Raw genomic sequence first — 22518 nt, forward strand, 5'->3', positions numbered from 1 at the left:
GACCATGTAGGCACGCTATAAAATATAGAAAAAGAACGACTTAGACGTAAAATTTACGGTTTTGCCGGAACTTGCGTAACATCAGCACTTTGTAGACCTTCTTGTTCTTTTTGCTTTTCGCCAAAATGGAAGCCATAAATCGTATCATCTTCTATAAAATAAAATGACTTTTTGCTTACATTTTCGGCTCGTTCATCATCAGTAAGTTTGCGATTGGCTTCATCTACATTATTCTCATAGAGCACCATTGCCATATCCGGATCATTCAGTGTGACCGCAGAGACGGTTGCATCGGTTCCTTTGACACCGATCTGAAAAATTAAATGTAAATCAGGATAATCAAGATAAGCAGGTATTAATCCTTCGGGCGTCACTGGCGCTGTAGGCGATGCACTATCTGTAGTGACTGGATACACATCTGTAGATACAACAGGAGGTAAGGTTCCTACAGCAGGTGTTACAGGTGGAGTATTGGCTTGACTAGGATCAGGTGCTTTTGAAGTATTTACAATAGGACGTACAGTTGTTGGATCACCTACTATATTTTGTACTTCTTTACGAGAAAGCCCGAGAAATTGCTTGGGATCAATTTGACCTTGAGCAAAAAAACCTTTATACCGAATCAACTTGTCTTTGCCGTACAATGTACCGATACCGTCGAAGGCATGATTGCGAAATTGCCCTTCATACAGAGCTTCACCTTGCGAGTTATTAAGCTTTCCTTGTCCATTGTACTGACCTTTAAAAAACTCACCTTCGTATAAAGTGATTCCTTGAGGCGTATACAATGTACCTTGTCCCTGACGCTTCCCAAGCGCAAAAGCACCTTTATACAAAGCTACACCGTCAGCGTTATAATCGACACCTGCTCCATCGTACAATCCATTTTGAAAAGCACCGGTATAGACCATTTTGCCATTATTATCGTATTTAGTTCCTGTACCACTGAATACGTTATTGCTAAATTGCCCTTCATAGATCAGAAGAGAACGATCATTATACAATTTACCTGTTCCATCACGTAATTGGTTAATAAACGTACCTTCATATTCAATACTGCCGTCATCATGATACTGAATTCCTTGACCGCTATATCGTCCTTCTGCAAATTGCCCTTGGTAAACGAGCTTTCCTTGATCATTATACTGACTGCCTGTTCCTTGTTTTTGCCCTTTGACGAATTGTCCATCATAGATAACTTTTTGATCTAAAAAAATCTTGCCATCACCATGATATTGCCCATCTACAAAACCTCCACGATACAGCAATTCTTTGTTTTTAGGATTATCATACAATTGTGCATTACCTGTAAATGTTTGAGCTTTGTTGGTATTTTCATAAAGGTCTTGCCAGCGTCCAAATCGGCTATAAGGGAAGAAGATTAACACTATAATTAATACAATCAGTAGCACAATCGTAGCAATAAGCCATTTTTTACTTACAAAATAATGACCAATCTTGGTGTATTGGCGAATACTACGTGGATCACTAACCCAAGCGCCTTTTACCCACTCACCAGCTTTACTTGCTGTGTCTTTCGTCCATTTTTTGACAGGCTCAAAAGAGAGTTCCACTAGGTCATCCTCCTATTTACGGAATCATAACAGTTGTTTGAGCAGGTTGAATAATAGAGATTATTCCACCCCAATTGCATAAACATTTGGAATTGTTACTGAGAGCAGGCATATTAGCCATTTGTACAGTAGGAGAACCGGGAGACCACGGAACTGAGATGACGGGCATACAAGGCATAGGTGTAAGAACGCCTAATGCAGCAGCTGTCGCAGCAGCGACTTGAGGATTGCTAGGAGAGGTACACATTGCAAAAGGTGCAATATTTAGTATAGGCTTATTATCCATAATGGTAGCCATGGGCATAGAACTTGCCAGTACAGCATTAGTAGGAAGAATGCTCAATACAGAAGGAGCAATACCAAATGAACATTGTAGGGTTGCTCCATGACAGACACCTAGACTCAAAAGGCTACCTCCTTCAAAAAAATAGTAGTAAATAGGAATGAAATGATAATCAAAGTGGAAAGTGAAAACAAACACCTATAGATGTAAAATTTTCCTTTTTCTATGGTACTATGAATAGGTGAACATCGGCAACAAGAAGTTAGCAGATGAATTAACGTTTAATGAGGTTATTTCGTTCATAGGAGTGGTATAAGGATGAATCCTATCCGCAGATGGCTTGTACTTACAGGGTTATGTGTAATCCTTTTAACAAGTACTTTAATTACCTATACGTATATGCATCTGCTAGAACTGCCTTTGTTTTCAAATAAAGTGAACCTCGAAAATATCAATAGTGTTGTTACCGATCAAGAAGGTAGAACCTATGTACTCGACAAACAGCAACGTATTTTGCAATGGAATTCAAATGGAGACATTGATCTCATTATTGATGCGCATGATAATTGGTTGAAGCGCAACATCTTGTTACGAGACGAGCAAGAATTTACTCAGTTGCGTAAAATTACAATCGATGAACAAGGAAATATGTATGTGTCTCGTAGTCATTTTTCGCGTAATCGGGTCTTTTTGCAGTCCGAAGATATTATTCGTTATAACGCTAACGGTAAGCCAGAAGGTGAGCCCTTATATACTCGTAACTACGATCCTCCTTTAGAACACACAGCAGGTCAATTAACTTCTCTTACCATTTCGGGCGATAGTCTATACTTCTATGAAATGAATGATGAAGGACTACTCTTACGTCAGCTAGAGCTCAAAAGCAACACAACGATAGATATCCTTCAGATCAAAATCCCTCAAACGATCGGTATCCAAAATGTAACAGGCTGGCAATCCGGTCATATTTACTTTACAAGTAAAAGCGGAGCTGTCTATCAAGCCGGTATTCCCAATCATGCGGCTAAAGTCACTTCTGATATCACCCCTTTACCTCAAAGTAGTGGTAGTGGTAAATATCCTTATCGCATCGGGGTATCTTCTACTCAGCAATTATATGTAGCAGATATCAGTCGACAGCAAATTGTTCGCTTTGCAGTGAATCATACGAATACCAAGCAGGATAAACCGGTTGTCTGGTTAGATGAATCTCGATTGAAGACATTAGGGCATGAGACGATTCTTAACAATATTAGTAGTATGGGTATAGGAAAAGATGGAACTGTAACGATTGGAGCTGTCGATTCGGTTATTCAGGTGAAAGAAAATGGAGACAATTTACGAATTATCTATCAACCACAGATGTCTGCATACATGATATTAAAACTATGGGCTTTAAGATTATGTGCATTAATGATTATGATTTCGTTTGTATTGATTGTGAGACATATTTATATTCATTTTATGAATCGCAAAGTATCTATTCTCATTAAGCAGTTGCTTGCGTTTATGATTGTTTTAACGATTTTACTTAATTATTTTTCCAGTAAAGTGACAGAGCGAATTACAGAAGACTTACAGAATCAGATTCAGGAAAAGCTTAATTTAGCTATTTATCTGAGTGCAGATCAGCTTCCCATTACGGAGATGCAAGCTCTTCAGGGGCCTCAAGATTTTAAAAGCCAGACGTATTTAGCGATGAGTGCTCAAAATGAACGTATCTTATCAGGAACGACCAATACAAACATGAAAGAATACTATAGTGAGTTATATGCTTACCGAGATGGCAAAATGTATATTTTGACAGACTATGGTGATCCTGTGGGGCCATTTTATCCAGTGACGCTTACGGATTCCTATCAAAAAGTAATACAAGGGGAAACGATCTATACCGAAGACATTGATCGAGATGGAGCATGGTTAGAAGCGGTGGGCCCTATTTATGATCAGAATCGTAATATAATAGGTATGCACGAAATTGGAGTATCCGCCGAAAGTCTACATGCCAAAACAGACCTGCTGTACAATCAAATGTTCAAGTTAATTATGGTATCTGCACCGATCACGGCTATTTTATTTTCAGGATTAACGATGTTTATTATGTCTTCTATTCGTAAGTTACGAGCCAGTGCAGCTGAAATGGCGGCAGGTCATTGGGGGACAAGAGTTCATATCGGAGGTGTACGCGATGAGATCAACGAACTTGGAGATCAATTCAATACGATGGCATCTCAGATTGAACAATATATCAGTAGTATCCAATTGCTCAGTCATTCATATTATCGCTTTGTACCGAAGCCCTTTCTCGATTTTCTCGGCAAAAAAGATATGACTGAGGTAGCGCTTGGTAATCAAGTGGAAAAAGAAATGTGTATGATGATATGCAGTATTCGTTCCTTTTACCAGCATACCAAAGGGATGGAAACGACCGAAATCTTTGATCTCATCAACCTCTTTCTTGGCAGTGCAGGCCCTCGTATTCGTCATGCCGGAGGGATTATTAACGATTATGCAGATGCCAGTCTATTTAGCCTTTTTCCCAGATGGACAGAAGATGCAATGGAAGCGGCTTTATCGATTCGAGGACGCTTGAACGAATATAATCTAGAACAATTAGCAGATGGAGGTCGTACTCTGGATGTAGGTATTGTTATTCATCGTGGGAATTTATTACTAGGTGTAGTGGGTGAAGAAGAACGAATGGCAAATGCGGTTATTTCCGAAGATGTAAATACTGTATTTGAATTAGAACGATTAAGTCAGCAATTAGGAGTTAGTATCTTAATTACAGCTGAAGTCTATGAAGCACTCGAACAAAAGAATCATTATGGTATTCGTGATCTGGGAGAAATCCAGCCCGGTGTAGATGAACATACAATGCGTCTATATGAAGTATACGACGGTGATGCTAAAGACCAACGCCGTTTGAAAGCAAGAACACTAGAAACGTTCGACCAAGGACTAACTTATTTCCGGGATGGACGATTTTTGGAAGCTCGTTCTTCGTTTCTCCAGATTATTCGGCAAAATAGCAAAGACGAGGCCGCCAAATTATACTTTTATCTGAGTGATGAATACTACAGTCGAGGTGCAGATGAAGGCTGGCATGGACAGTTGAAAATGGTAGGAACTGTAGGCTGATGTGTGAACTATCGTATGAGGATAGTAGTGTTGGGGAGCAGTGGAATAATAGTATATTTCAGGTTAAACACAAGGAGGAATTACAATGCATTCATCCAAATCTAACGATTCATTGAGCAAGGATTCTAAGTCTTATACTCAAGCTCCTACCGTGAAAGTTCATTCAACCCGTCAGTCTATTCCGTTAGCGTTATCTCCTGATACAGCAGTGTCGAACCTGTCCCCTCTTCAGCTCATGCAGATGCAACAGACGATGGGGAATCAAGCAATCATTCAACAGATGAAGTCATTATCGAATGAACTTATCGTAAAGAATGAAACTGTAGTCCAGCGGGTAGAAGAACCTGCTCTAGCTCCTAATGAGACAGGTATGTCTGACTCGCTCAAGCAAGGTATTGAAAGTATGTCTGGCTTAGATATGTCTGATGTACGCGTCCATCGCAATTCGTCTGCACCTGCCCAGATCAATGCGCTCGCCTATGCGCAAGGAACCGATATTCATCTAGCTCCCGGACAAGAACAGCATCTTCCTCATGAAGCATGGCATGTCGTGCAACAAAAACAAGGACGCGTTCAACCAACAATGCAGTTGATGCAAGGATTACCTGTGAATGATAATGAAGGTCTGGAACGAGAAGCGACAGAAATGGGAAATCAGGCAGCAAAGGTAAAAATGTCTGATCGGCCTTCGCATGAATATATATTAAATGAGCAACCTTTTAATTTAGTTGTACAGCGGTTTTCTAGAGAAGATGAGCAAACGATAGATGCACCAGAAAACAAATATTATTACATTGGTGCGATGGAAAGTCATGATCCTCTTTCATGGCTGATTGATGCAGTAGATATAGATTTGGAAATTGAATCGATTACAGACACATTAGAAAGTGATGAGGATGCTACGTCTATCAATGAAGATATTGAATTGTTAGAAGAATACAAAAACAATATAAAATTAAATATAACGCTTTTAGATAAACATTGTACTCAATTAGCTGAATTAATTAGACAAGAAAATAAAGAGGCTAGTTATAAAGAAGCCTTGCGAATTAATGAGATTATCAAAGCAAATAACAAATTATATACAAAACTAAAACAAATATTCCCAAGAGTTAAAGGAGGATTTAGTGCAAAAGGACGTGCACATGCTATTGCTACAAGTCAACTAGAAGAAGATGGTTTTAATGCTGACGACACGTATACAAAAGATATAAGTATTGATGGTAAAGATGTTAAATCTATATATAAAAAAGCTGGAAATAAAAAAGTAGTAGAATCTGCTAGTACTGCTATTGTAAAAGGTAAACCTTATTTATCTTCTACATCTGAAGAGATTAGATTAAAAGATTTGGCTGCATATGAGAAGTCAGTAAATTCGCTTCAAGCTGAACATACTCCACCACCATTGAAAGATACACCTGTTGCTAAACCTCGTGCAGAAGGCCAATATGTTGCAATGGCTGCTACAAATGCTTCAGGTTATGCTCTACTATCGAAAATACCAGATTGGAACAGTAGTAAATGGGAATGGTTACATGTTCGGGCAGCATCGCTAGGTGGTGTAACAAACGGTTCTAATCTTGTAGTAGGTAACCGTGATGTCAATACGCATATGATGCCTTTTGAAGCTAATATTAAATATTTAGCAGCTCTAGTTGCACAATATTCTCATGATCTCAAAGAATTACAAGTCAAATATTCGATTCAAGGTCAACATGCTCTAGCAAAACATAAAGTAGAGTTTATTTGTATCGAATGGCAGATTGTTCCTAAGGAAGGCAAAAAGAATCCGAATGTTTTTGGACAAGCAGTATTTAGACCTCTGGACGGTTCAAGTAGTATATCAAAAATAGAAGTTTCTAAATTAGAAGAACAACTAAAGACTAGTCGTGAAAAAATTAAAGTTTAATCGATAAACCTTAATTTGATCTATCTATATGTTCTAGCAGATAATTACTATAATTAGAAAAGAAATATAACCTTTACTAAGAATCGGAGCTGAATTATGAATATCCTCATTACCGGAGCGGCTGGCAAAATTGGAAGTGAACTGACCGCGTATTTACAAGATAAATTCCAACTACGTCTGGCTGATCTGCATATCGATCGATTACAGACGTATGAGCATACCAAGCATGAAATCATCACTCTCAACGTTGCTGATCCAGAAGTTTGCCAGCAAGCATGCAAAGGAATCGATACCGTCATCCATTTAGCAGGAGATCCTTTGCCAGATGCAGGATTTTACGAATCGTTGTTAGATAATAATATCAAAGGAACGTTTAATATTTTTCGTGCTGCCCAAGATCAAGGTGTACAGCGAGTGATTTTAGCAAGCAGTGCACAGACGATAGAAGGGTATCCAATCGATGCTCAAATTTATCCTGATATGCCAACAAGACCACGTAATTTGTATGGTGTGAGCAAGTGCTTTGGAGAATCGTTAGCTTCATATTTTGCATATACCGAAGGGCTACAGAGTATAGCGATTCGTATTGGCGCGTATGATGATTTCAAGGAAGAAGGACCAACACTAGAAGCGCGTGATATGAGTGCGTATCTCAGCCCGGCAGATATGTGTGATCTATTTTATAAATCGATTATAGCTACGGATCTTGAACCGTTTACGATTCTGCATGGGATTTCAGATAATCGATTTAAGCGTCTCAATTTAGAAGATACGAAAAAGAAAGTAGGCTATACGCCTAAATCGGATGCTTTTGCTCTTAGTCACATTTCGCTATACGATAGTCCAAGATAAATACCTACTTTTTCTACCCATCATCGCTAATAGACTTCTATTTTCTCTTATCTTATATGAATAAAATTTGAAATAAAGCTTATCTATTTGTCGAATTGTTGCAAGAAAAGGGTAATGGAACATAGAGAGCGGAATTTTCGGTCAACACTCTATGTAAAGGAGATTACTTGTCTTATAAAATTACAACCGGATCGCAAAACTTACATCAAACAAGCTATTTTAATTGGGGATTATCATCAAGATGCACCTTATCATCCACTGGAACCGATTGAAAAAGAGATTCGTAAGCTGATGCCTGAAGGCTGGGAATTACATGTAACCGATGACTATGATATGTTTACAGCGGAACGTCTAGAAGCTTATGACCTGTGCATTTCGTATACCGATTCTTTTGACAAAAAGATGAGTGACAAGCATACTGCCGGCATTATTTCATATATTGTCAATGGAGGCGGATTGCTGATTATTCATGCAGGGGTATCCATGCAAGAACAGCGTCACGAAATAAAGTTACTTATGGGAGCTGTTTATCGTGGACATACCGATTACCAGCCACTGGATATGAGCGTATCGTCACCAAGTCACCCGATTATGCAGGGAATTTCTTCTTTTTCGATGGAAGAAGAACCTTATGAATTTTCATTATTACCTGCGGCAGAGCGTACGATATTAATGGAATATAATTTGGAAGGTACCACATGGCCAGCCGCATGGTGTTCTAATTACGTATTAGGACGGGTTGTGTATCTTATGCCAGGACATCATGCAGCTTCGTTCGACTATCCCGAGTATCGCAAAATCGTAGTGCAAAGTATGTTTTGGGTCGCAGGTCTGGACAATGAAAAATAGTAGAAATGATGTACAGATACGTAGAGGATATAGATCGCTTTGGGAATCATCTTGCATGTACAGAAATTAGGCATATCTGCTTTTAGACGTTATACTTATAATAGATCGACAAGACATGGGCATGTTGCCATGAGTCGGTAATGAACAAGTAACCGGACTATGGCAATGTGCAGGGCTTCTGTTAGGTAAAAGGATACTTAGCATAGATAGATGGAAGTATACAACAGGAGGAATGAAAATGAGCGATTTATTCAAACGAGCAGTATCTTTAGGGCTGGGACTTACCATTGTCAGCAAAGAAAAAGTAGAAAAAACAGTAGAAGATTTGGTGAAACGTGGAGAATTGGCTCCTTCTGAATCTCGTGCATTAGTGAACAAGTTAATGGATCGTGGAGAAGAAGAACAGAACCAAGTGAAAACATGGATTCGTGGACAAGTTCAGAAAGTGCTGACTGAACTGGAAGTACCGTCCAAAGAAACAACAGAACAATTGAATGAGCGGATTACGGTTCTAGAGAAGCGTGTTGCCGAACTGGAATCACCGCAACAACCGGAATAAGATGGCTCTTCATATCCGGCATGCCGGAAGGTACAGAGAAATAGCCATGGCGCTCATGCGTCATGGCTTTGGTTATATGGTCGAGGAATTAGGGCTACACCAGATGCTAGCGATTCCGCTTCGACTGGCACGTCGTGAAGTACACGGTATTCGTACGCTAGGAGAACGTATCCGTCTGGTGCTTGAAGAATTAGGTCCCACCTTTGTAAAGCTAGGGCAATTAGCCAGTACACGTTCTGATCTATTGCCTGAAAATATTGTTAAAGAATTAACCAAGTTACAAGAACAAGTCCCTCCATTTCCTGCAACAGAAGCACGTAAGATTATCGAGCTAGAATTGGGATTACCGATCGAAGAAGTCTTTGAGTCGTTTGAAGATGTGCCTGTAGCTGCTGCTTCTATTGGACAGGTGCATTTAGGCACTTTACATTCAGGAGAAAAAGTAGCGATCAAAGTACAGCGTCCCGGCGTATCACGAGTCGTTAATCGAGATTTGGAGATTTTGCGTGACCTGACAGGATTGATCAAAAAGCATATGGAATGGGCTTCACAATATCAACTGGAAGAAATCGTTGAAGAATTTGCCAAATCGATGCGTGAAGAACTGGATTACAGTGTTGAAGGACGTAATATGGAGCGTATCGCCAGTCAGTTTGAACGGGATCGCAATATTCATATTCCGGTCACGTACTGGAATTATACGTCTGCTCGTGTATTGACGATGGAATATATCGATGGGATTGCTTTGGGTAAGCGAGAAGAGATTTTAGAGCAAGGATTAGACTTGGGAAATGTGGCGCAACATCTGGTCGATTCGATGTTGCAACAGATTTTTATCGATGGTTTTTTCCATGCCGATCCGCATCCGGGGAATCTACTCGCTTTGCGTGATGGACGGATTGCTTTTCTTGATTTTGGACTGATGGGACGACTTAGCAGTGAAATGAAAGGTCATCTGACCGCATTAATTATTGCTTTGCTACGTAAAAATACAGATAGTATGATTCGTGCGGTGATGCGACTCGGTTTTGTGCCAGAAGATGTGAATATGTCTGCGCTACGTAGCGATTTTGAACGTATGCGAGAGCAGTATTATGATGTTCCTTTTTCCCGTATTAATCTAGGTAGTGCATTAAATGAAATGTTTGATGTGGTACGTCGTTACCGAATCGGAATTCCACCAGATTTGACGTTGTTGGGTAAATCACTGATTACACTGGAAGGTGTAATTGAGCGGTTAGATCCATCGCTCAGTATTTTGAGTATGGCAGAGCCTTTTGGACGCAAACTTTTGCGAGAAAAATATGCACCTAACAAAGTTCGCCAACGTATCACTGACGGGGCATTACATGCAGTAGAAATGTTAACCGATCTGCCAAGACAAGCTTCTGAATTATCTCGCATGATCCGTACAGGTAAGATGAGGATAGAAGTGAGTGTGCCTGAAGTCAAAGATATGATGCAAAAAATGGATCAAATCAGTAATCGACTGGCATTCAGTATTGTTTTGCTGGCTTTTAGTATTATTATGGTCGGTCTTATCGTCGGTTCATCGTTACGAGACCAGACACCGATTCTATGGGGTTTCCCAGTCGTTGAGATTGGTTTTGTAATTGCTACACTGATGGTTATATGGCTATTCTATGCTATTTTCAAATCAGGTCGATTTTAGCAAAAAGAACGACTCTTTGATAAAAAGAGTCGTTCTTTTTGCGTTTTATTCTTTTTTTATTTTTAGCTTATTAATAGAAGATAAAGAGAAATACTAACGATAACGATGAATAGCGGTGATTTTTGCGCTTACATAGACGAAAAAAGATGTAGGTTTTATAGAGAAAATTTTGTATAATAAAAATCTATCTGTACCTACGGCTCCTGTTTTCCCGCGAGAGGAAAGCAATCTATGTATTACATTTAATATCATAATGACTACTGTCTTCGATATTCGTTCGGAAAGTTTGTTAACGTCCGGACAGATTCGTTATGTGCCAAACAAGGAAAGAGGATGATCATGAATCTACAACAACAATGGTTTGGTAATATCCGTGGAGATCTTCTTGCCGGTATTACTGTAGCCTTGGCTCTTATTCCCGAAGCGATCGGATTCTCGATTATAGCTGGTGTTGATCCGATGGTCGGATTGTACGCTTCAATCTGTATTGCCATAGTAATCTCTATTGCAGGTGGACGCAGTGGGATGATCTCAGCGGCTACAGGTGCCATGGCGGTACTGGTCGTTGATCTGGTACATGACCATGGGATTGAATATTTATTCGCAGCCACGATATTAGCAGGTATTTTTCAAGTATTACTCGGTTGGTTCAAGATCGGGCGCTTTATTACGTTTATCCCTCAATCGGTGATGACGGGGTTTGTGAACGCATTGGCTATCGTTATTTTTATGGCGCAATTGCCACAGTTTGTCGGATCGAACTGGATCATGTATGCGATGGTAGTAGGAACGCTTGCGATCGTATATATTTTGCCACGATTTACCAAAGCTGTGCCAGCACCACTCGTAGCCATTATTGTGATGTCGTTATTGACGTATTTTCTACATCTGGATGTGCGAACGGTAGGGGATATGGGGCAATTGTCTAACCAACCGCCGGTGTTCCATTTACCTATGATCGATATATCGCTAGATATGTTGTTAACCATTTTACCGTATTCGATTTCACTTGCTTTTGTCGGTCTGCTTGAATCATTATTGACGGCAACCATATTAGATGAAATGACAGATAGCAAAAGTGATAAAAATCGTGAAGCTCGTGGACAAGGGATTGCCAACATCGTAAATGGATTTTTCGGTGGGATGGCAGGATGTGCGATGATCGGGCAATCGGTAATTAATATTAAATCAGGCGGACGTGGACGTTTGTCTACATTAACTGCCGGTGTGTTTTTATTATTCTTATTATTAGTCCTTGGTAATATTGTACGTGAAGTACCGATGGGTGCTCTTGTAGGTGTGATGGTGATGGTATCCATCGGTACATTTAGCTGGCGTTCTCTGGTAACGATCCATAAGATTCCTTTATCTGAAGCGATTATTATGGTGACAGTGGTAGCGATTGTGGTAGCTACGGACAACCTTTCAATCGGTGTAGGCGTAGGTGTTGTCATGAGTGCCTTACTATTTGGATGGAAAATGTCTCGTATCCATATCACTTCAAAGATGCAATCAGGCAATATCACTTCTAATCCTGATCTATTGAATAAAGTGGATCATGATCATCGTTCTTCTATAGAACCTATCGAAACGATACAAGAACAACGTGAACAGGTGAAAGTCTATGAAGTGAGTGGCCCGATGTTTTTCGGGACAATGAGTTATTTTGTAGATCAATTTGCACCGTTAGATGATCCAGAGCAGATTGTGATCGACTTTGCTCGTTCGCATATTTGGGATCATTCGGCTGTAATCGGGATTACCAAAGTCAAAGAAAAGTATAAAGCTATGAATAAAGAAGTGCATATTCGGGGCTTAAATGAAGAAAGTCGTCTCTTACTTGAAAAATTAGGAACGACTGCATTGTCTTCAGGACATTGACGTAACTAGAAATAAGCGGTATATTGACGCTAGAGCAGTTTATCCAAAATGGCATACTACGGACTTTTAAATGACGTTATAGATGTAAGCATCGGTATCTACCGGTGCTTCTTTTTACGAGAGCATTTTTTGAAATGCTGCTGAATATAGATCACAAGAATGGGTGAATAGAGTTGAAAAATTTTAATGAGTTCGGCATCTCGCCGAATGTCGTAGAGCTAATGGCTTCCAATGGAATCACACAGCCTACCGAAGTACAGCAGATGTCGATTCCGGGATTGCTTAAAGGCGGAGACGCTATCGTCCAAGCCAAAACAGGTACAGGTAAAACGTTAGCATTTTTGCTACCGATTTTTGAAAAGTTGAACTTGAATGCAGTCGGTGCACCTCAAGCGCTTATCATAGCACCAACCCGTGAGTTGGCTCTACAGATTGCTACAGAAGCGAACAAATTAGCTGCGGCTTATGAAGGTGTACGTATTCTTGCTGCTTATGGTGGACAAGATGTAGAACGTCAGTTGCGTAAGCTTGAAGGTGGATGTCACCTTGTTGTCGGTACGCCAGGTCGTCTGCTTGACCATATGGGTAGAGGCACACTGGATCTAACGAAGATTCGTACATTGGTACTCGATGAAGCGGATCAAATGCTACACATGGGATTTTTACCTGATGTTGAAAAAATGATCAATGCCACTTCTCCAGCACGTCAAACGATGTTATTTTCGGCAACGATTCCTGATGGTATTCGTCGTCTGTCTGCGCAATATATGCGTACACCGAAAGATATTCGTGTCGGTCCTGCTGAAAGTGTTCCGTTGAAATTGATTCGTCAATTAGTAGTAGAATGTACACCTCGTGGTAAACTTTCTGCATTGCGTGAATATTTGGAACAAGAAAAACCTTATCTGGCTGTAATTTTCTGTCGTACCAAAAAACGGGCAGCAGAACTGAATCAACAGCTTAAAGAATTGGGTTATTCTTCGGATGAACTTCATGGCGATTTGTCTCAAAATAAACGTGAGCAAGTAATGCGTGCTTTCCGTGAAGCGAAATTGCAATTATTGGTTGCTACCGATGTAGCCGCTCGTGGTATTGATGTTGAAGGGATTACCCATGTATTCAACTATGATATTCCTCAAGACGCTGAATACTATATTCACCGTATCGGACGTACAGGTCGTGCAGGCGAAACCGGTAAAGCAATCACATTTGTAACTCCTCATGATCGTGACGAATTGCAAGCGATCGAACAAGGAACTTCGCAGAAATTAGAGCGTCAGATTGCTCGTACTTCGATCGAATCCGATGATTCTGGTGAATTGTTGTCGAACGTAGAAGCCAAAGCAGGCAGACGAGCTACTCATAAATCTCGTGATCAAGATCGTAAAAAAGATGGCAAACGTGGAGATGCACGTCGTGGTGCTTACCGTGAAGAATCTTCTGGTGGACGCTCGGGTGGTCGCGGAAAACCTTCTTCGACTTCAGAGCGTGATCGTTTTGCAAGTAGAGGCGGTACAGGTAAGCGTGGAGAACGTAAAGAATCTACACCTTCTGTACGTACAACTGCTCGTCCGGAAGCTAAAGAAGCAAGTGCTCGTAGCGAACGTCCAGAACGCAGTTATGGTCGTAAGGATCAAGCTCGCTCAGGTAGCGGTTCTGCTCCAAGACCAACACGTCGCACAGACGATGCTCCTTCTTTCCGTAGAGATGCTTCCAAAGGTCGCACGATTTCGTCAGGTGATTCAGATCGTACACGTGAATACGGTGGAGCTGGAAGTAACAGCAACGCTGGTGGTCGCCGTAGCGAAGGCACAGGTAGTGCTCGTGGAGAACGTACCTATGGCGGTAAAAACAACAGCAGTTCCGGTGGACGCAACAACCGTCCGTCTTCGGGTAAACCATCTAGTGGTGGTCGTCCTTCTTCTTCCGGTCGTCCGTCAGATAACGCACGTCGTGGTGGAAAACGTTAATAACTATATTTTATCCCCTTTGAATCTAAAGGGGATTTTTTATGAGAAGGCTTAGGACATATGTCCTTTATCTATTATGTAGAGATCGTTTTTAATAGAAAGAACAAGAAATGTCTAAAAGATAAGGAGAACACGCAGCGATGAAAGGGATTTTGTTTGCTTTATTAGGAGGGGCTTGTATCACGTTACAAGGGGTAGCGAATACAAGGATTAGTCAAGATATCGGCACATGGCAAGCAGCCACTATTACTCAATTAACCGGATTTATTATAGCGGCATTAATCTGGGTATTTGTACGAGATGGTAAGCTTGGAGATTTTAAAAAGGTGAAGCCGCTATATCTAGCAGGTGGTGGATTTGCAGCAATTATTATTTTTACCGAAGTAACAGCCATTCAACAGATCGGGGTCACGCTTACGATCTCAGCATTATTGATTGCTCAATTATGTTTAACTTTTATTATTGATATCAATGGTTGGTTTGGCGTAGTGAAGCAGAAGATGAAAATGCCGCAATTTATAGGGCTTGCGATGATGATTGCAGGTGTGATTATTTTGAAATTCTAATCCAAAAGGTGAATCCATGACGATACATGATATTCAGGATCAAGCGCAGGTTGAGTATTATTGGAAATTGCATGATTTGGGTGCCCATTTTCCTCAAATCTTATTCCCATATCTAACCGTTTTCCATTTGGAACAAGGCGATATTTTGTGTACGCAAGGTGATGATATTGAACATCTGGATATATTGGTTCACGGAAAGATCAAAATTTATACCACGTCTCAAGAAGGTAAAACATTGATTCTTTGCTTCAAAACACCGCTTGAATTTATAGGTGACGTGGAATATATCAATGGCAATGATAAAGTGATTAATACTGTTGAAGCTGTATCATCGGTACATTTTCTACGTATTCATCGCAAATGGTTAGTTCAGTATGGCAGTGATCATGTCCCTTTACTGCAATTTTTGCTACAGATGATGACTCGTAAATTTTATAGCAGTTCTAATTATTCACGTTTCAATCTCATGTATCCGGTAGAGATTCGCTTAGCCAGTTACATGTTATCTGTAGCGTGTGATGAAGATCCAGCAGATTGTTATGAAGAATTGCGTATATCCAGTCTAGTTGATGTAGCCAACCTGATCGGCACCAGTTATCGGCATTTGAACCGTGTTATTCAGAAATTAGGTAGCGATGGTCTGGTGAAGCGAACATCAGAGTATTTGGTCATTCAGAATCGGGCAGGCTTAGAAGCATTAGCAGGACATAATATTTATGAATAATAGAGAGACGTTAGGAGAGGACATATGATTTTATTTGGTATACTTTTGGCGGCTATAGCAGGCGCTTTGGTCAGTATGCAGACGGTATTTAACAACAAAGTCAATGAGCAGACCGGTTCTTGGACAACGACCATGTTGGTATTGTTTATGGGATTTGTTGCATCGCTGCTAGCAAGTCTTATTTTTGAAGGGAAAAATACATTTACACTTCAGCATGTACAGTTGTGGTATTGGTTCAGTGGAATGATCGGAGTAGGTGTTGTCTTCTGTCTGGTACAAGGGATGAGACGGTTAGGTCCAACATATGCAATCTCAATCGTACTGACAGCACAACTCGGTACAGCCTTATTATGGGATTCATTAGGCTGGTTAGGCTTAGAAAAGATTCCGTTTACGCCAGCTAAATTGATTGGTGTGCTCGTCATTATTGGCGGTATACTGGTATTCAAATTCGGTGGACGTAAAGAAACAAAGTCAGAATCACCAGTGGCTGAATAGTTCGTACATAAAAAAGCTTTTTGACTAGAGCATATGACTCTAATCAAAAAGCTTTTTTTATATTATTTAGCTATGAAAGAATGTATTACTTCTTCACTACACGACACGATTGAATTGACTTTGATACAGATCATGATAGAATCCGCCTGCTTGAAGTAACTCATCATGGGTGCCACACTCAACGACTTCGCCGCTCTGGATCACTAGAATCTGATCGGCTTCACGTATGGTGCTCAGTCGATGAGCGATAACAAAGCTGGTACGTCCGTGCATTAACTGTTTCATCGCGGTCTGAATATGCATTTCTGTACGTGTATCGACACTACTTGTAGCTTCATCAAGAATAAGAACAGACGGATTAGCAAGAATCGCACGAGCTATTGTTAGCAATTGACGTTGTCCTTGACTTAGATTGCTTCCATCGGCAGAAAGTGGTGAATCATAACCTTCAGGTAATTTGTGAATAAATGAATGAGCATTGGCTAGCTTCGCTGCTTCTTCAATCTCCTGATCGGTGGCTTCCAATCGCCCGTACCGAATATTGTCACGTACTGTACCGGAAAATAAATAAGCATCCTGTAAAACAATCCCGATTCGACTACGCAAGTTTTCTTTATCCAGTAAACGAATATCTTCACCATCGATCGTAATCGTCCCGCTATCAATTTCATAGAAACGGGTGAGCAGATTGATAATCGTTGTTTTACCTGCTCCTGTAGGTCCCACCAAAGCGATTGTCTGCCCGGGCTTGGCTGTTAAGGAGACATCACGCAAAATCGGCGAACCTGCTTTGTAGCTAAATTGAACATGATCAAAAATCACTTCTCCATGAACATTAGCAGGTAGTTGATGTACGGCTGTTTTCTCATCTTCTGTACTTTCAGGTCGCTCATCTAACACTTCAAAAACACGCTCTGCTCCAGCAATAGCGGATTGCAGTAGGTTGAATTGATTAGCCAGTTCATTGATCGGACGACTGAATTGCTTGGAATAACTAAGAAAACTAACAATCACACCCACACTGGTCATGCCTTGCAAAAATAACCATCCACCAGACAAAGCGATCAACGCATAACTGATATTGTTGACCAAGTTCATCACTGGGCCCATATTACCAGACCAGCTCTGTGCACGAATACTGGCATGAAGCAGTCGATGATTAATCTCTTTAAATTCAGTCAGACTGCGAGCTTCTTGGACATAGGCTTTGACCACTTTTTGACCGGATATTGTTTCTTCAATATATCCATTGAGTCCGCCTAATTCTGTTTGTTGAGCTCCAAAATAACGTCGTGTCCGCTTAGTAATTATACGGGTCAGCCAGAACATAATCGGTACTGTGATTAAAGTGACCAGTGTTAACCAAATATTAAGCCATACCATAATAATCAGCGTACCGACAAGTGTAAGAGCACTGGTCATAATCTGTACAACACTTTGATTCAGCGTCGTCGTTACATTTTCAATATCGTTGGTTGAACGACTCATCAGATCTCCACTGCTATGTGTATCGAAAAAGCGTAGCGGCAAGTCATGCAGATGTTTGAATAAATCGCGTCTGATCTGAAATACAGTCTGCTGAGAAACAGCTGTCATTACATAAGCTTGTATCCAGCTTGTTAGACTGGCGACGACATAGAGAATTAACAACCATATACAGAGCATAGCCAATCCTGCATAATTACCCGGTAAAATGTATCGGTCAAAAGCTATCGTTCCCAGCAGATAAGGAGTGATCAGATTGAATGCTGTTCCAAGTAAAGTGAGTATAAAAACAAGGATTAGACCTTTGCGCTGTTGACGTAAATAATCCCAAAGACGGCGTACAGTACTTTTAGCATTTTTAGCTTTGACAGGAGCGCTATTCGATCGTCCGGCTCGACCCGGCATCATTGGATTACCCATGAGATTCGACCTCCTGTCCTAATTGCGAACGATAGATTTCCTGATAAGCCTGACTATTTTTGATCAAATAAGCATGATCTCCACGGTCAATAATTTGGCCATCTTCCATAATTAAGATTAGATCAGCATCTAAGACGGAAGTGATACGCTGAGCGATAATAAATCGCGTACTTGCTGATAACCGTTCTTCAAGTGCTTTTTGAATCAATGCTTCTGTTCGCAGATCAACTGCACTGGTGCTATCATCCATAATCAGTAGAGGCGGCTGAATCAACAGTGCGCGTGCAATCGATAGACGTTGTTTTTGACCACCTGATAGATTGACCCCTCGTTGCCCCAATAAAGTGTCATATCCTTCAGGTAGTTTTTCTATAAATTCATGAGCTTGCGCTGCTCTAGCGGCAGACTCTACTTCTTCTTGCGAAGCATTCGGTCGCCCGTAACGGATATTATCACGGATACTACCGCTAAATAGTAATGCTTGTTGCAACACGATTCCAATGGAGCTCCGTAGTTGATCCAGGTCCCATTGGTTTACATTAACATCATCTACCAATACCGCTCCATTCGTCACGTCATACATACGTGGAATCAAATGAACCAGACTGGACTTGCCTGCACCCGTAGCTCCTAGAATCGCAATCGTCTGTCCTGCTGTTGCCACAAAGCTAATCTGATCTAATACCGCAGGCGAATCACCATCATAAGCAAAAGAAACATCACGGAATTCTAATCGTCCTACTTGCTGAGGATCAGGAGTGACGGTCTGAGCAGGAGCCGTAATATCGGGTTCTGTATGTAACACTTCATTAATTCGTTCTGCTGAAGCGGTTGCACGAGAAACAGACATCAGTGTCATACTTACCATCATAAGAGACATCAACACTTGTGTAGCATAGTTGATAAAAGCGATCAGATCCCCTACAGGCAAAGCACCAGTTTTGGTGAGTCCGCCACCGAACCACAGCACAGCAACAATACAGATATCCATAATTAACATCATAATGGGGCCAATCAGAGCAACCATCCGATTCGCTTTAATCGCTATATTCGTATAATCTTGATTGACTGCATCGTACCGTTTATTTTCATGGATAGCTCGTACAAAAGCTTTGATCACTCGAATACCGGCTAAATTTTCTTGTGTAACGGTATTAACACGATCTAATTCGGCTTGAACACGTCCAAAAATAGGAAATGCTTTACGCATAATAAAGATTAAGGTGACTAACAAAATAGGCATAGCAATCAACAAAATAATTGCTAATTTAAAACTAATTGTAAATGCCATAATCAAACTGCCGATAGATAATAGAGGAGAACGTACCAACATACGCAAAGCCATCAATACTAGATTTTGCAATTGAACCACATCATTCGTTAATCTAGTGATCAATGAACCTGAGGAAAAACGATCCAGATTATGAAAAGAAAAGCGCTGAATGTGCTGAAACAAATCAGCACGAATATCTGCACCGAAATGTTGTGAAGCAATACTGGCATAAATCGTACAGCCAATTCCGCCCAGCATACCGATCAGAGCCAGACCGATCATCAGCAAGCCTGTACGCTGAATATGCCCTAGGTCGCCTGTCATAATCCCTTGATCGACAATACTTGCTACTAACTTGGGTTGCATCAAGTCCATCAATACTTCGACCAACATTAACAAGGGAGCAAGTAATGCAGCAGTACGATAAGGCTTCAAATATTTTAACAAAGGAATCATCTATACACCTTCTATCCTGAAATATGTAACCGTCAAACACACATATGTTTATGTTAACGTATATTCAGATTATCCGTAAAGCAGCAATAAGAGCGGCAGTATGATTCGGAGCAAGATTAGTATAATATGATGAAGAAAATAAAATTTGAAATGATGAGATGAGCATACGTACTCATTTTATATAGAACATAAAGATGGATTTCAAGGAGGAATATGGATGAGTCAAGAACAAATGGAACGATTAACCACACTATTGCCCGATTGGTTAGAGACCAGCCGTTTGCATACCAGTCAGGGGAAAGTAGCTTCTTATATTCCAGAGCTTGCCAAGTCTTCGCAAGATGCACTGGGTATTTTTATTGCCGATTCGCAAGGGAAAGTAATCTCGGCAGGCGATTGCGGGATTCCTTTTACCATGCAAAGTATATCCAAAGTATTCACTTTAATACTTGCATTGATGGATCATGGAGAAGAAGCGGTATTCTTTAATGTAGGTAAAGAGCCGACAGGCGATGATTTCGATTCGATGATTAAGTTAGAATTAGTAGAGCCGGGAATCCCGTTCAATCCGCTTATTAATGCAGGAGCGATCACAGTATCGTCACTGATATCTGGTGAGAATCCACAGGAGAAGTCAGAACGGGTACTGCAATTTTTCCGTAAGCTCGCAGCGAATGACAAAATCGATTACAATCTGGCAGTCTACGAATCAGAAACAGAATCCGGTCACTTGAATCGTTCACTGGCTTATTTCCTCAAGCAAAATGGTATTATTAAAGATCCGGTTGATGACGTACTTGAAGTGTATTTCCGTCATTGTTCGATTGAAGTCAATTGTGCCGATCTTGCCCGTATGGCATTGGTACTTGCTTTTGACGGTGTAGATCCTTGTTCTGGAGAAGAATTGATTCCACGTCGTTATGTACAGATTGCCAAAACATTTATGATTACTTGCGGTATGTACAATGCTTCTGGTGAATTTGCTATTGATGTGGGTCTGCCTGCTAAAAGTGGAGTGTCGGGTGGAATCCTGACGATGGTTCCCGGACAGTATGGCATCGGATTAGTAGGGCCTTCGCTAAATAAAAGAGGAAATAGTATTGCAGGTGTGCATCTATTAGAACGGTTATCCAAAGAGTTCGATTGGAGCTTATTTTAAGTTGCTACTAAAATAATCGTTTAACTTAAAACGTCTACATTCCCTAAAAACAGAGGAATTTAGACGTTTTTTTGTGATAAGTGTTGACAAATGATAATGATTATCAGTATCTTTAAACATATGCAATAATTGTATTTATCATAACTACTATAAATGAAACAATAGATTTTGATGTAGAAAGAGGCTTGCTTATGACTCGCAGCAATGTTGTGAAAGGCAGACAGACCTCACCTAAAGAGCAGCTATGGTCGCGTCCTTACACAGCAATTTCGATCATCGTTGGTGGTCTTGTCCTGTTGATATTAGGTTGTGCATTTTCAATCGCTAAAGGCAGTAAAGATATTCCGCTTGAAGAAGTCTGGCAAGCATTAGTGGCGTTCAATCCTTTGAATAGTGATCATCAGATTATATGGGAACTTCGCTTACCACGCACGATTGCAGGTGCTCTGGTCGGAGCGGCTTTTGCTGTATCTGGCGCATTGATGCAAGGGATGACACGTAATCCGATCGCAGACCCGGGATTGCTCGGGGTTAATGCAGGAGCCGGATTTGTACTGGCATTATGTTTTGCTTTTTTTCCAGGTTTATCATTTAATCAGTTAATTTTATTTTCTTTTGTTGGAGCAGCTGTTGGTGTAGGTCTGGTCTATGGCATTGGTTCGCTTGCCAAAGGCGGGCTAAGTCCGGTACGACTTGCTTTAGCAGGCTCAGCCGTCGCTGCACTATTAGTCGCTTTGTCAGAAGGAATTGCATTGTATTTTCGAATCTCACAAGATCTAGCTTTCTGGTATGCAGGCGGTGTAGCAGGTGTAACATGGGCACAAATTGATATATTGTGGCCGTGGATCGTGCTTGCACTGATTGGTTCTTTACTTCTTTCTCGTTCGATAACGATTCTCAGTCTGGGTGATGATGTCGCTTCTGGATTAGGTCAACGTACTGCATTAGTACGCTTAGGCGCTGTACTAGCTGTGATGGTGTTGGCTGGAGCTTCGGTATCCACGGTAGGGGCTGTAGGTTTTCTCGGTCTTATGATTCCTCATGCGGCGCGTGCGATGGTAGGCGTCGATTATAAATGGGTGATTCCGACTTCTGCGATTCTAGGTGCATTGTTAATGGTTGTTGCCGATACCGTAGGACGACTGAGTAATCCCCCTCATGAAACACCAGTTAGTGCGCTGATCGCTTTGATTGGTGTTCCTTATTTCTTCTATATTATTCGGAAGAAAGTGAGGGATAATCTGTGA

At 40.8% G+C, this 22518-nt stretch carries 17 protein-coding genes; 13 read left to right on the plus strand and 4 right to left on the minus strand.

Annotated features, from left to right (window positions below; genetic code table 11):
• Positions 1-53: 53 nt before the first annotated feature.
• Together RCP16_RS21155 and RCP16_RS21160 are read right to left on the minus strand one after the other, a co-directional pair.
• Positions 54-1574, minus strand: coding sequence for an MORN repeat-containing protein (locus tag RCP16_RS21155; RefSeq protein WP_308641271.1), 1521 nt, complete (start codon positions 1572-1574; stop codon positions 54-56).
• Between the two features lie 16 nt (positions 1575-1590).
• Positions 1591-1980 (minus strand): DUF4280 domain-containing protein, encoded by a 390-nt coding sequence (locus tag RCP16_RS21160; protein WP_308641272.1) that lies wholly within the window; start codon positions 1978-1980, stop codon positions 1591-1593.
• 195 nt (positions 1981-2175) lie between these two features.
• Here RCP16_RS21160 and RCP16_RS21165 point away from each other — a divergent pair, with 195 nt between their 5' ends.
• The 11 genes from RCP16_RS21165 to RCP16_RS21215 all read left to right on the plus strand — a co-directional run bounded on the left by RCP16_RS21165 (position 2176) and on the right by RCP16_RS21215 (position 16478).
• Complete coding sequence (locus RCP16_RS21165; RefSeq protein ID WP_308641273.1) at positions 2176-4998, plus strand: HAMP domain-containing protein; 2823 nt, start codon at positions 2176-2178, stop codon at positions 4996-4998.
• A gap of 85 nt (positions 4999-5083) precedes the next feature.
• Positions 5084-6907, plus strand: coding sequence for an eCIS core domain-containing protein (locus tag RCP16_RS21170; RefSeq protein WP_308641274.1), 1824 nt, complete (start codon positions 5084-5086; stop codon positions 6905-6907).
• Between the two features lie 96 nt (positions 6908-7003).
• The gene (locus RCP16_RS21175; RefSeq protein WP_308641275.1) at positions 7004-7759 is read left to right on the plus strand and encodes an NAD-dependent epimerase/dehydratase family protein; all 756 of its coding nucleotides are present in this window, start codon (positions 7004-7006) and stop codon (positions 7757-7759) included.
• 114 nt (positions 7760-7873) lie between these two features.
• Positions 7874-8608 carry a ThuA domain-containing protein gene (locus tag RCP16_RS21180; RefSeq protein ID WP_308641276.1) on the plus strand — a complete coding sequence of 245 codons (735 nt, stop codon included), beginning with the start codon at positions 7874-7876 and terminating at the stop codon, positions 8606-8608.
• Between the two features lie 238 nt (positions 8609-8846).
• Positions 8847-9167: a phasin family protein gene (locus RCP16_RS21185; RefSeq protein ID WP_069327744.1), complete on the plus strand. Its 321-nt coding sequence runs from the start codon at positions 8847-8849 to the stop codon at positions 9165-9167.
• Position 9168: 1 nt separating this feature from the next.
• On the plus strand, positions 9169-10839 hold the full coding sequence (locus RCP16_RS21190; RefSeq protein ID WP_069327745.1) for an ABC1 kinase family protein: 1671 nt from the start codon (positions 9169-9171) through the stop codon (positions 10837-10839).
• A gap of 339 nt (positions 10840-11178) precedes the next feature.
• The gene (locus RCP16_RS21195; protein WP_308641277.1) at positions 11179-12720 is read left to right on the plus strand and encodes a SulP family inorganic anion transporter; all 1542 of its coding nucleotides are present in this window, start codon (positions 11179-11181) and stop codon (positions 12718-12720) included.
• A gap of 173 nt (positions 12721-12893) precedes the next feature.
• Complete coding sequence (locus RCP16_RS21200) at positions 12894-14690, plus strand: DEAD/DEAH box helicase (protein WP_069327747.1); 1797 nt, start codon at positions 12894-12896, stop codon at positions 14688-14690.
• Positions 14691-14830: 140 nt separating this feature from the next.
• Complete coding sequence (locus RCP16_RS21205; protein WP_069327748.1) at positions 14831-15256, plus strand: DMT family transporter; 426 nt, start codon at positions 14831-14833, stop codon at positions 15254-15256.
• 22 nt (positions 15257-15278) lie between these two features.
• Positions 15279-15980, plus strand: coding sequence for a Crp/Fnr family transcriptional regulator (locus RCP16_RS21210; protein WP_069327785.1), 702 nt, complete (start codon positions 15279-15281; stop codon positions 15978-15980).
• Between the two features lie 27 nt (positions 15981-16007).
• Positions 16008-16478 carry a DMT family transporter gene (locus RCP16_RS21215; RefSeq protein ID WP_308642523.1) on the plus strand — a complete coding sequence of 157 codons (471 nt, stop codon included), beginning with the start codon at positions 16008-16010 and terminating at the stop codon, positions 16476-16478.
• A 96-nt stretch (positions 16479-16574) separates the two neighbouring features.
• On the opposite strand, the gene RCP16_RS21220 is transcribed toward RCP16_RS21215, so the two are convergent.
• Both RCP16_RS21220 and RCP16_RS21225 read right to left on the minus strand, forming a co-directional pair.
• Positions 16575-18383, minus strand: coding sequence for an ABC transporter ATP-binding protein (locus RCP16_RS21220; protein ID WP_308641278.1), 1809 nt, complete (start codon positions 18381-18383; stop codon positions 16575-16577).
• Positions 18376-20112 (minus strand): ABC transporter ATP-binding protein, encoded by a 1737-nt coding sequence (locus RCP16_RS21225; RefSeq protein WP_308641279.1) that lies wholly within the window; start codon positions 20110-20112, stop codon positions 18376-18378. Before RCP16_RS21225 ends, RCP16_RS21220 begins: the two co-directional genes overlap by 8 nt.
• Before the next feature lie 217 nt (positions 20113-20329).
• Here RCP16_RS21225 and glsA point away from each other — a divergent pair, with 217 nt between their 5' ends.
• The gene (gene glsA / locus RCP16_RS21230; protein ID WP_069327750.1) at positions 20330-21271 is read left to right on the plus strand and encodes a glutaminase A; all 942 of its coding nucleotides are present in this window, start codon (positions 20330-20332) and stop codon (positions 21269-21271) included.
• Between the two features lie 191 nt (positions 21272-21462).
• Complete coding sequence (locus RCP16_RS21235; RefSeq protein ID WP_308641280.1) at positions 21463-22518, plus strand: FecCD family ABC transporter permease; 1056 nt, start codon at positions 21463-21465, stop codon at positions 22516-22518.

This window comes from Paenibacillus nuruki (assembly GCF_963311185.1).
Classification (GTDB): Bacteria; Bacillota; Bacilli; order Paenibacillales; family Paenibacillaceae; genus Saccharibacillus; species Saccharibacillus nuruki.